General features: G+C 52.5%; 8 protein-coding genes. 6 read left to right on the top strand and 2 right to left on the bottom strand.

Translation table 11 applies throughout. The annotated features are described in order from the left end of the window. Positions 1-18: 18 nt before the first annotated feature. Positions 19-498: a transcription elongation factor GreB gene (gene greB / locus H4F65_RS19970; protein WP_010277745.1), complete on the bottom strand. Its 480-nt coding sequence runs from the start codon at positions 496-498 to the stop codon at positions 19-21. A 173-nt stretch (positions 499-671) separates the two neighbouring features. Between greB and olsF the strand changes: the two genes are divergently transcribed. Together olsF and H4F65_RS19960 are read left to right on the top strand one after the other, a co-directional pair. After that, positions 672-2,375, top strand: coding sequence for a bifunctional ornithine lipid synthase OlsF (olsF, locus tag H4F65_RS19965; RefSeq protein WP_039320287.1), 1,704 nt, complete (start codon positions 672-674; stop codon positions 2,373-2,375). 463 nt (positions 2,376-2,838) lie between these two features. Further along, entirely contained in the window at positions 2,839-4,506 is a 1,668-nt protein-coding gene (locus tag H4F65_RS19960) for a methyl-accepting chemotaxis protein (protein WP_010277748.1), read from the top strand. Positions 4,507-4,565: 59 nt separating this feature from the next. Here H4F65_RS19960 and H4F65_RS19955 read toward each other — a convergent pair whose 3' ends face one another. Then, positions 4,566-5,852 carry a citrate synthase gene (locus H4F65_RS19955; RefSeq protein WP_010277750.1) on the bottom strand — a complete coding sequence of 429 codons (1,287 nt, stop codon included), beginning with the start codon at positions 5,850-5,852 and terminating at the stop codon, positions 4,566-4,568. Between the two features lie 345 nt (positions 5,853-6,197). Between H4F65_RS19955 and H4F65_RS19950 the strand changes: the two genes are divergently transcribed. The 4 genes from H4F65_RS19950 to kduI all read left to right on the top strand — a co-directional run bounded on the left by H4F65_RS19950 (position 6,198) and on the right by kduI (position 11,701). Continuing rightward, positions 6,198-8,531 (top strand): Tex family protein, encoded by a 2,334-nt coding sequence (locus tag H4F65_RS19950; RefSeq protein WP_010277752.1) that lies wholly within the window; start codon positions 6,198-6,200, stop codon positions 8,529-8,531. 222 nt (positions 8,532-8,753) lie between these two features. After that, complete coding sequence (locus tag H4F65_RS19945) at positions 8,754-9,542, top strand: IclR family transcriptional regulator (RefSeq protein ID WP_010277756.1); 789 nt, start codon at positions 8,754-8,756, stop codon at positions 9,540-9,542. A gap of 353 nt (positions 9,543-9,895) precedes the next feature. Beyond that, complete coding sequence (gene kdgT, locus H4F65_RS19940; RefSeq protein ID WP_010277762.1) at positions 9,896-10,852, top strand: 2-keto-3-deoxygluconate transporter; 957 nt, start codon at positions 9,896-9,898, stop codon at positions 10,850-10,852. A 12-nt stretch (positions 10,853-10,864) separates the two neighbouring features. Further along, positions 10,865-11,701 carry a 5-dehydro-4-deoxy-D-glucuronate isomerase gene (gene kduI / locus H4F65_RS19935; protein ID WP_010277766.1) on the top strand — a complete coding sequence of 279 codons (837 nt, stop codon included), beginning with the start codon at positions 10,865-10,867 and terminating at the stop codon, positions 11,699-11,701. The last annotated feature ends 102 nt before the right edge of the window (positions 11,702-11,803 follow it).

Raw genomic sequence — 11,803 nt, 5'->3', positions numbered from 1 at the left:
GTGCCGCTACCGGGTCGATTATGACTTAACGTAATCAATCGAATTGACGAACCACTCACGCGGACCGTCTGGCGTATTCACGGTGAACTCCTCATCAACCGCTTTTTTCAGCATGGCGCGCGCCATCGGGGAATCGATTGAAATATAGTCTTTATTATCGCCGTAGATCTCATCGGGGCCGACAATCCGCAAGCGCTTCACCTCACCTTGTTCATTTTCGATCTCGACCCAAGCACCAAAGAATACGCTGCCATCCTGCTGCGGCGAATAATCAACGATTTTCAATTCCGTCAGGCATTTTCTCAGGTAGCGCACACGCCTGTCGATCTGGCGCAATAAACGCTTGTTATAGGTGTAGTCCGCATTTTCTGAGCGATCCCCAAGGCTCGCTGCCCAGGAGACAATTTTCGTAATTTCCGGGCGCTTTACATTCCAGAGATGGTCATGCTCTGCCCGCAGTTTGTCATACCCCTCGCGGGTAATCAGGTTGGTTTTCAAGTCAGTAACCCCGTTAGGCTCTTAGTGCGTACACCATTCTTTGAGATTCCCACGTGCAAAAATCGCGCGTTCATTACACAGATTTACAGTTTTGGCTAATAATCTATCAACAGACATAAATATGTCATTTCTATCCCGTACTTTTAGCCACGGAGAGCTACGGAGAACGATTTATGTTTAGCTTAGACGCCATTCTGCAAGATCTTGCCCCGCATCGCCATACGCCACCCTGGCAGAAAACGGTTTTGCGTTCTCTGCTATTTGAAAATGAAATGCACCAATTTGCGCGGCGTTATCCGCATTTAAAAGGCTTAGATCTGGTCGAACAGATTCTTGACTACTTCAACTTCAATTGTGAAATGGTCGAAGGGGATTTAGAAAATATCCCCAGTCAGGGGCCGGTGGTGCTGGTGGCCAACCACCCCATTGGCTCACTGGACGGTCTGGCGCTACTGCGTACCGTCGCCAGCGTCAGGCCCGATGTCCGCATCGTCGCCAGCCAGCTACTCTCTTATGTCGCCCCGCTCAAAAATCTGTTTTTTTCCGTCGATAACTTCAATAACCGCACCAAACGCCAGCAAATCAGCGCCATCCAGCAGCATCTGGAAGGCGACGGCGCGATCATTGTCTTCCCCGCGGGCGAAGTTTCACGCGCTAGCCTGCAAGGTATTCGCGACGGTCACTGGCACAACGGCTTTATCCGTATGGCGAGCAAAGCCCGCGCGCCCGTGGTTCCGATTCATATCGGCGGACGCAACAGCGCGCTGTTTTATCTCTCTTCCATGGTTTATCGCCCGCTATCCACGCTCCTGTTGGTAAGAGAAATGTTTGGTCAGCGCGACCAAACCCTCAAGCTGCGTATCGGTGCCAGAATTCCCTATGCGTCCTGGAGCCAGGGCGAATGGAACGCTAACGATCTGGCGGCTCGTTTCCGGCGTCACGTTTATCGCCTAGGGCAAGGAAAGCCCGGCTGTTTTACCGGTGAAAAACCCATTGCGCTGGCTGAAGACCGCGTGCTGCTGAAGCGCGCGCTGTCAGAGTGCGAAACGCTGGGTACCACGCCGGATGGCAAGATTGTCTATCTGTATCGACGCGGTGAAGAAGATTACGTGCCGCTGTTGCGCGAACTCGGACGCCTGCGCGAAATCGCCTTCCGGGCTGTGGGCGAAGGATCCGGCCAACGTCGCGATCTGGACAGCTATGACGATGACTATTTGCATCTTATCCTGTGGGATGACCGCGAACTGGAGATTGTCGGTGCCTATCGCTTTGTCTCGACGGCCAGTTTGATCGCAGAAAAAGGGAAAAGCGGCCTCTACAGCCACAGTCTGTTCCAGTACGGCGACGAAATGGATCCGATACTGGCATCAGGCATTGAGCTAGGCCGCAGTTTCATTCAGCCCAAATACTGGGGTAAACGCGGGCTGGATTATCTCTGGCTGGGTATTGGTGCCTATCTGGCGCGCTATCCAGAACATCGCTATCTGTTCGGTCCGGTGTCGCTTTCCGGTACTTTGCCGCCGCATGCACGCGATTTGCTGGTTGCGTTTTATCGCTTGCACTTCACGCCCGATCAGCCGCTGGCTACGTCGCGTCGCCCTTACCCAGCCTCGCTGCCTGACGTGCTGAAACAGTTTGAAGGAACGGACTACCAGCAGGATCTCACGCGATTGAAAAGCATGCTCAGCAACATGGGTTGCGCGATCCCCACGCTCTACAAGCAGTATTCGGAGCTGTGTGAGCCGGGCGGCGTGCGGTTTATCGACTTCGGTATCGACCCCGATTTCAATAACTGCATCGACGGTCTGGTACTGGTCGACCTACAACAGCTGAAAGAATCACGCTATCAGCGCTATATCGCCCCTTTTAAACCCTAAATAATTCGAGTTTCAGGAAGGCGGCAAGTGAAGGAATCCCGATGAGCTTACTTGAGTAAGTGATTCGGGTGACTGAACGCAGCCAACGCACATGCAACTTGAAGTATGACGGGTATATCAGCGATAAAGCGTCTTGATTGATCGGTGCGTTAACTTCTAAAGGGGTTAACGCACCACTTTCCCACGTTTTTCCCATTAGCCAACGCCGTACCCGCACGCATTTTGTCTCTCAGATCACACATTTCATACGAAATCCCATTCGCCGTAATTTACGTGATCAACAGAACGCTTTTCATGCCGATATTACAGATATTCTTATCGATATGTTTTTAAGGACGGGAGTGGCCGATGTATCCCGAAAATACGAAACATAGCTATAATGCCTTGTCATTACTTGCATCGATTACGATAGCAAGCCCCCTCCGTTATGCCTTCATAGCATGTCAAAAAATTAAGGATGTTTATGAATATGCTGAACAGAATCAAACTCGGCAAGATGCTGGGTATGGGATTTTCTCTGGTTATTATCATCAGCCTGATGGTGGCATTCTTCGGACGACTCCAGCTGGTTGGGCTGGGTAACGACATCAACCGGCTTTCCGGTACCACGTTGGCGAATATGTTATTGATTCAGGAGGTTAAAGCTGGCTTTGACGCCAATGCTCGTCTGATCCGTAACATGGCACTCAGCACCGATCCTGCACAAATCAGACAGGAAAAGCAGTTCGTCGACGAGCAAATCGCCCGCAATACCGCCAACCTGAAAAAGCTGGGGCAACAGCTGGATACCGAAGGCACCCGCGCGCTGCTGAAACAGTTTCAGGACACTCGTCCGCCCTACCTTGAGGCCTTTTTGAAAGCGATGGAATTGGTGAAATCCACCGATCCGCAGCAGCGTCTGCAAGGTAACACCATTATTCTCAATGAGATGCAGACGGCACAAAACGCACTGTTTAAAGTGCTGGACGCGATGATGGCCTCGCAGCAGCAGGATACCAACGAGATTGTCAGCGGGGCGCAGCAGGATGCGCAGTCCGGCAGCGTTATCATGCTGATTCTCGCGCTTGCCGCTGCCGCGATGGCCGCAGTCGTAGCCTGGCTAATTACCCGCACGCTGAAAAACCAACTGGGGGGCGAACCGCTCTATGCCACCCACGTTGCCCGGCAGGTGGCCGATGGCGATCTGGCCGTCGATATCAATATCAAGCCGAACGACCACAGCAGCCTGTTAGCCACCATGCGTCACATGAGCCATAACCTGGGCGATATCGTCGAGCAGGTGCGGCAGAGCAGCGAAGCCATCGCGTCCGGTTCCAGCCAAATCGCCGCAGGCAGCGAAAACCTGAGCCAGCGTACGGAAGAACAGGCCGCCAGCCTGCAACAAACGGCCGCCTCAATGGAACAGATGAGCCAGGCGATTCGTCAGAATGCCCATACCGTGCGTAGCGTCACTCAACTTGCCAGCCAGGCCAGCGAAACAGCGACCAAGGGCGGTTATGCCATCAGCAACATGGTCATTACGATGAAAGAGATCTCCACCAGTTCACACAAAATCCGCGACATTATCAGCGTCATTGATGGCATCGCCTTCCAGACCAATATTCTGGCGCTGAATGCGGCGGTCGAAGCCGCGCGCGCGGGTGAGCAAGGCCGCGGCTTCGCCGTGGTCGCTGGAGAAGTGCGCTCGCTGGCACAGCGTTCCGCCTCCGCCGCTAAAGAGATCGCGGTACTGATCAACACCAGCGTCGAAAAAGTGGAAGCGGGGAATCGTCTGGTTGAAGATACCGGCAGCACCATTGATGAGCTGGTACGTCAGGCGCGCAGCGTGGCAGACTTAATCAGCGAGATCGGGACGACAACGCAGGAGCAGGAATCCGGTATTTCGCAAATTCATGATGCCGTGAACCAGCTCGATCAGGTCACCCAGCAGAACGCGACGCTGGTGGAAGAATCCGCCAATGCGGCAACCAGCCTGCGCGAACAGTCCTCTCATCTGGTGACGCTCATGAACCATTTCCATCTGCGAGGCACGCCAGCAGTCCGCCCAGCGCCGACGGCGAAGAAAGCCCAACCCGCTCGTTTAGCGCTCGCGCCGGTCGGCAACGCACAGGATAACTGGGAAAAATTCTAGGCTTATACTGCCCATGATCACCATGATGCCGCGACATAGGCATCATGGTAAAAGTCGCATCAGTCTTTCAGCGCGGAAACATAGTCCCGACGCGGCTGTCCGGTATAAATCTGGCGCGGACGGTAGATGCTGATTTCATCCTGCTTATGCATCTCATCCCAATGTGCAATCCAGCCGATCGTTCTGCCGACGGTGGAAATCACCGTAAACATTGATGGCGGCAGCCCCATCGCTTTGAGAATGACTGAGGTATAGAAATCGACGCTCGGGTAGAGTTTATTCTCCAGAAAATAGGCGTCGGTCATGGCGATATGTTCCAGCTCCATCGCCACCTGCAACAGGCTGTCTTCCGTGCCGAGTTCATTGAGCACTTCATAACAGGTTTTACGCAGAATCGCCGCGCGTGGGTCGAAATGCTGGTAGACCGAGTTACCGAATCCCATCAGCCGGAATGAATCGCAGCGGTCTTTCGCGCGTCGTACAAATTCAGGGACGCGATCGACCGTTTTAATCTCTTCCAGCATGCGCATACAGGCTTCGTTCGCCCCGCCGTGCAGCGGCCCCCACATCGATGCCAGCCCGGCAGCAATGCAGGCAAACGGGTTAGCGCCAGAAGAACCTGACGCTCTGACCGCCATCGTAGACGGGCACTGACCATGATCGGCATGCAGAATCAGGATGCGGTTCATCGCTCGTTCCAGCACCGGATTCACTTCATATTTCTCCGCCGGAATCGAAAACAACATATGCAGAAAGTTGCCGGTATAGGAGAGCGAATTGCGGGGATACACGGATGGCTGTTCGATGGAATATTTGTAGCACATTGCCGCTAACGTCGGCATTTTCGACAGCAGCCGCACTGCCGCCAGCTCGCGATGCTCCGCGTTATGGATATCCAATACATCGTGATAGAACGCGGCCAGCGCGCCCACCACCGCGCACATCAGCGCCATCGGGTGGGAATCGCGACGAAAGCCGCTGAACATCCGGGTAATTTGCTCATGAACCAGCGTATGGCGGGTGATGTTGTCAGCAAATTTCGCATACGCTTCCGCCGAAGGCGCTTCACCATGCAGCAGGATGTAACAGACTTCAGTAAAGTCACACTGCTCAGCGAGCTGTTCGACAGGGAAGCCCCGATGCAGCAGCACGCTATTCACCGCATCTATATAGGTAATCGCCGACTCGCACCCTGCCGTATTGGCAAAACCGGGGTCATAGCTGCACAGCCCGTGTTCACCGAGTGGGCGAATATCCACCGCCGTTTTCCCCAGCACGCCGGAACGCATGTTCAACGTGATATCCGCTTGCCCTTCTGCCGTCAACGTGGACGTTCTGACTGTCATGAACCTTTCTCCTGCCCGAATAATGATGTTGTTCTCGTCCGCTCTTACGGGCTTCTGGATCGGTCATCCCGTGCGGCACTCAATTTAACGCGCTCAATTTATAGCTACACAAGGCCAACGTATGTCATACGCTAAAATCGTGAGTGGGTTGCAAGAATCTGACGGAATATTGATGTAGGTAAATTTTGCCGCGCCTCTTTCCCCTTCTCCGATCGTAATCCGGCGAACCGCGCCATCATCGTCCCCGTATTCCAGACGGCAGCGGCTGGCATTTTGCACGCTCAATCCGTATAACTGTCCTCACTTATTTCACCCACTCACTTGATGACGATTGATATCAGACCTATGAATGATTCATTAAGCCACATTATCGCCAGCGAATTGCAGGCGCGTACGGAGCAGGTAGACGCCGCCGTCCGCCTGCTGGACGAAGGAAACACCGTCCCTTTTATCGCCCGTTACCGTAAAGAAGTGACCGGCGGGCTGGATGACACCCAGTTGCGCCAGCTCGAAACGCGCCTCGGTTACCTGCGTGAACTGGAAGACCGACGCCAGACTATTCTGAAATCCATCGACGAACAGGGGAAATTAACCCCGCAGCTCGCCACCGCCATTAACGGCACGCTGAGCAAAACCGAGCTGGAAGATCTCTATCTGCCGTATAAACCGAAGCGCCGCACGCGCGGGCAGATCGCGATTGAAGCCGGTCTGGAACCGCTGGCCGACAGCCTGTGGCAGGACCCGAGCCAGGAGCCGGAGCTGACGGCACAGGCTTATGTCGATGCTGAGAAAGGCGTCGCGGACGTGAAAGCCGCATTGGACGGCGCACGTTACATCCTGATGGAACGCTTTGCCGAAGACGCCACGCTGCTGGCGAAAGTGCGTCACTATCTGTGGAAAAATGCCCATCTGGTTTCCCGCGTTGTGGAAGGGAAAGAGGAAGAAGGTGCGAAGTTCCGCGACTATTTCGATCATCACGAACCGATTGCTCAGGTGCCTTCACACCGCGCACTGGCTATGTTCCGTGGCCGTAACGAAGGCGTGCTGCAACTGGCTCTGAACGCCGATCCGCAGCACGAAGAAGCGCCGCGTGAGAGCTACTGCGAACAGATTATTATCGACCACCTGAACCTGCGTTTAGGGAATGCGGCAGCGGACAGCTGGCGGCGCGCCGTCATTAGCTGGACGTGGCGCATTAAAGTACTGCTGCACCTTGAAACTGAACTGATGGGCAGCGTGCGTGAAAAAGCCGAAGACGAAGCAATCAACGTTTTCGCCCGCAACATGCACGACCTGCTGATGGCCGCTCCGGCGGGCATGCGCGCCACCATGGGTCTCGATCCCGGCCTGCGTACTGGTGTAAAAGTCGCGGTGGTGGATGCCACTGGCAAGCTGGTTGCGACCGATACGATTTATCCGCATACCGGTCAGGCAGCTAAAGCCGCTCCGATCATCGCCGCACTGTGCCTCAAACATCAGGTTGAGCTGGTGGCGATTGGTAACGGTACTGCATCGCGTGAAACCGAACGCTTCTTCCTCGACACGCAGAAACAGTTCCCAGATATCAAAGCACAGAAAGTGATCGTCAGCGAAGCTGGCGCGTCGGTGTACTCCGCGTCCGAGCTGGCGGCGCTGGAATTCCCCGATCTGGATGTCTCGCTGCGCGGCGCAGTCTCTATCGCCCGCCGTTTGCAGGATCCGCTGGCGGAGCTGGTGAAGATCGACCCGAAATCCATCGGTGTGGGTCAGTATCAGCATGACGTAAGCCAAAGTCTGCTGGCGAAAAAACTGGATGCAGTGGTCGAAGACTGCGTAAACGCCGTCGGCGTTGATCTGAATACCGCGTCCGTGGCGCTGCTAACCCGCGTCGCCGGACTCACGCGCATGATGGCGCAAAATATTGTGACCTGGCGTGATGAGAATGGCCGCTTCCACAATCGCGAACAGCTGCTGAAAGTCAGCCGTCTGGGGCCAAAAGCCTTTGAACAGTGTGCAGGCTTCCTGCGCATCAACCACGGCAACAACCCACTGGATGCCTCTACCGTTCACCCGGAAGCCTATCCGATCGTGGAACGTATTCTGGCCGCGACCGAACAGGCGTTACAGGAGCTAATGGGGAACCCGAATGCGCTGCGTAACCTGAAACCGTCGGATTTCACCGATGAGCGTTTCGGCGTGCCGACGGTAACCGACATCATCAAAGAGCTGGAAAAACCGGGTCGCGATCCACGTCCTGAGTTCAAAACCGCCAGCTTCGCCGACGGCGTGGAAACCTTAAACGATCTCCTGCCGGGCATGATTCTGGAAGGTGCCGTCACCAACGTCACCAACTTTGGTGCGTTTGTGGATATCGGCGTCCATCAGGACGGTTTGGTACACATTTCATCACTGGCCGACCATTTCGTCGACGATCCGCACAAGGTCGTGAAAGCCGGCGATATCGTCAAAGTGAAAGTGATGGAAGTGGATCTGCAACGTAAACGTATCGCGCTGACCATGCGCCTTGATGAACAGCCGGGCGACACCGCATCACGTCGTGGCGGTGGCAATGCGCGTGGCGATAGCAATACTTCATCGCGTCAGCCAGCCGGTAAATCACGTCCTCGTCCCGCTAGCGCCCCTCTCGCTGGCAACAGCGCGATGGGCGATGCTCTGGCTGCCGCCTTTAAAAAGCGCTAACCGCCGTTCTGTCATTTAAATCATGCCTGGCCTTATTTACGAGGTCAGGCATCTTTCCTGCCAAAATACCGCCATTTTGTTTCCCTAATAAAACTACGTTTCATTTATATTGAAATATTCAACCACTTCGCGATTATTTTGTGATCTGCATCTAGGTAAATAAATTACCGTTGCGTTATTATTGTTCTATATAGGAAACCGAAGTTTTATATATAGAACAACATGAATATATTCCAACAGCTCGAACACAGTAAAGCGCCGGCAGCCGTCCGTTTAGTGATGATTATTGACTACATCGCCAAACATGACGAAGCCAGCTTCACTGAGATTTGCACTGATTTGTCTATACCCAAAAGCAGCGTACATCATCTACTGGAAGTGCTGGTGGTGACGCAATTGTTACGTCAGCGCGCTGACGGTCGTTATGTTTTGGGATTGAGACTGTTTGAGCTTGGCGGTTTGGTAATAAAGAATATTGATCTGCGTAAAGACACGATTAACTTTATGCATGAATTAGTCAAAGAGACGGAGTTGACCTGCCATCTTGGTATTATGGACGGCGATAACGGTTTCTTCCTGAGTAAAGTCGAATCCCCCAAGGCCATCGTAAAAACATCCTGGGAAGGTAAGAAAATTATATTTAATCGTATGTCTCTGGGGAAAGTGCTCGTCGCCTGGCTACCACAGGAAAGAATTGAATCACTGATTGCCGATTGCACCTTTGAGTATTTGACGCCCCGAACGATTACCAATAAAGAAGATTTCCTGCAGCACCTGAAAATCGTCAAGGAACAGGGCTGGGCAATAGACGACGGCGAAGATATAGAAGAGATCTGCTGCATGGCTGCGCCTATCTTTAACCAAAATGGTGAAGTCATCGCCGCCATTGGCGTTAACGGTATGCAGTCACAATATGCGAATGGAAAAAAAGAAAAACATCTGGCAAGCCTGATTAAAACCAGCAAAGCAATTACTGCTCATATTAACAGCCGGAAGATTGATATTAGATAATATATTTATCGAAAATAACCTAGTGAATTTCAATTTTTGATTTATTGAAATTCATCATAGTCACGTAAAAAAATAACGTGGCGATATATCACGACATAATTACCTGTAAACGCTAATTACGCATTACGGGCAGGCCATCTATAACTAAAAAAACATGACATAAGTCATCATTAAGATGACGAAAAATATTAATTATCAATTTTATAATGGGGACAACCATCTTCACTAATTAATGAAATCGGGTAATAACCCCTTGGGTTTTATTCCGCCCTATTTATGACTTTATACCAATACTCCTTCTGCTTTCACTGAAAGCGGGCTGAACATGCTTTTATCTTTTAATGAGGTCTTTTATGAAAATCAAACAAGCTATTGATAAAATCCCTGGGGGATTAATGCTGGTGCCGCTATTTTTGGGCGCACTCTGTAATACCTTTACGCCAGGCGCTGGGAAATATTTAGGTTCTTTCAGTAACGGCCTGATTACTGGCACAATCCCTATTCTGGCGGTATGGTTTTTCTGCATGGGCGCGTCCATTGAATTTAAAGCAACGGGAACGATGCTGAGAAAATCAGGCGTTCTGGTGGTCACCAAAATCGCCACCGCCTGGGTTGTGGCGCTGATCGCGGGCACGTTCCTGCCGGGTGACGGCATCCAAAATGGCATGCTGGCTGGGATCTCCGTGCTGGCGCTGGTCGCAGCAATGGACATGACTAACGGCGGTTTGTACGCTGCACTGATGAACCAATACGGTTCGAAAGAAGAAGCAGGTGCCTTCGTACTGATGTCTCTGGAATCTGGCCCGTTGATGACCATGGTCATTCTGGGTGCCAGCGGTATCGCTACCTTTGAACCTCAGTTATTTGTCGGTGCCGTCCTGCCTTTTCTGATTGGTTTTGTATTGGGTAACCTGGACCCGGATTTGAGAAAACTGTTCGGTAATTCAGTACAAACGCTGATTCCTTTCTTTGCCTTTGCGTTAGGTAACACCATTAATTTATCAGTGATCCTCCAGACGGGCTTCGCAGGTATCTTCCTCGGCCTGCTGGTGATTGTTGTTACAGGTATCCCACTGATTCTGGCGGATAAATTTATCGGCGGTGGTAATGGAACCGCAGGCGTGGCCGCATCCAGCAGCGCAGGTGCCGCCGTCGCCACTCCTCTGTTGATCGCGAATATGGCTCCGGAATTCGCTCCGGTCGCTCAACAGGCAACAGCGTTAGTCGCCACCAGTGTGATCGTGACATCAGTATTGGTGCCCATCATTACAGCATTATGGGCAAAACGCTTTTCACCTAAACACGCATAAGAAGGTAGCAAAATGGACGTACGACAAAGTGTACACAGTGAACATGCGAAAACGCTTGATACCACTGAGCTGAGAAAGAAATTTCTGATTGAGCAGATATTTACGCCAAACCAATACACCATGACCTACAGCCACATCGACCGTATCGTGGTGGGCGGGATCATGCCGGTGGAGGGCGAGATAACGTTTGATGACGACATCGGCAAACAATTTGGCGTGAACTATTTTCTTGAGCGTCGCGAGCTGGGGCTGATCAATATTGGCGGCCCGGCAAAAATCGTCATCGACGGCACAAGCTATGAAGTTGGCAATGAGGAAGCGCTCTATGTCGGCAAGGGAGCGAAAGCCTTAGCGTTCAGCAGCCTGGGCAGCGCCAAGCCTGCGAAACTGTATTACAACAGCGCACCAGCACATGCCGTTTTCCCGACACGCATCATTACACAGAATCAGGCGATCAAAGCACCGCTGGGCGACGTCAAAACTTGTAACAAGCGGACGATTTGCAAATATCTGGTGCCGGAAGTGGTGGAAACTTGCCAACTGAGCATGGGATTAACGCGTCTGGCGGAAGGCAGCAACTGGAATTCAATGCCGACGCATACCCATGAGCGCAGAATGGAAGTGTACTTCTATTTTGATATGGCGGAAGACACCATTATTTTCCATATGATGGGTGAGCCGCATGAAACGCGCCATCTGGTGATGCATAACGAGCAGGCAGTGATCTCCCCGAGTTGGTCGATTCACACCGGTGTCGGCACCAAAAACTACGCCTTTATCTGGGGCATGATCGGCGAAAACCTGACGTTTGACGATATGGACCATATCGCGATGTTGGATTTACGCTAATCCCCTCTGGCGTCACGCCAAGACCGTAAAATGCAGCAGGGTGAACCACGTTCACCCTGTTTTTATACAGAGTCGGTAAGACGTCAAATGACGCCATTCAAG

The sequence above is a fragment of the Pectobacterium brasiliense genome (genome assembly GCF_016950255.1).
In the GTDB taxonomy this organism is placed as follows: Bacteria; Pseudomonadota; Gammaproteobacteria; order Enterobacterales; family Enterobacteriaceae; genus Pectobacterium; species Pectobacterium brasiliense.
The sequence above is the reverse complement of the archived record's forward strand: the minus strand, read 5'-3'. Positions and strand labels throughout refer to the sequence as shown.

Coding starts and splice junctions, on each gene's coding strand:
- olsF (WP_039320287.1), top strand. CDS start 672: ATGTTTAGCTTAGACGCCATTCTGCAAGATCTTGCCCCGCATCGCCAT.
- H4F65_RS19960 (WP_010277748.1), top strand. CDS start 2,839: ATGAATATGCTGAACAGAATCAAACTCGGCAAGATGCTGGGTATGGGA.
- H4F65_RS19955 (WP_010277750.1), bottom strand. CDS start 5,852: ATGACAGTCAGAACGTCCACGTTGACGGCAGAAGGGCAAGCGGATATC.
- H4F65_RS19950 (WP_010277752.1), top strand. CDS start 6,198: ATGAATGATTCATTAAGCCACATTATCGCCAGCGAATTGCAGGCGCGT.
- H4F65_RS19945 (WP_010277756.1), top strand. CDS start 8,754: ATGAATATATTCCAACAGCTCGAACACAGTAAAGCGCCGGCAGCCGTC.
- kdgT (WP_010277762.1), top strand. CDS start 9,896: ATGAAAATCAAACAAGCTATTGATAAAATCCCTGGGGGATTAATGCTG.
- kduI (WP_010277766.1), top strand. CDS start 10,865: ATGGACGTACGACAAAGTGTACACAGTGAACATGCGAAAACGCTTGAT.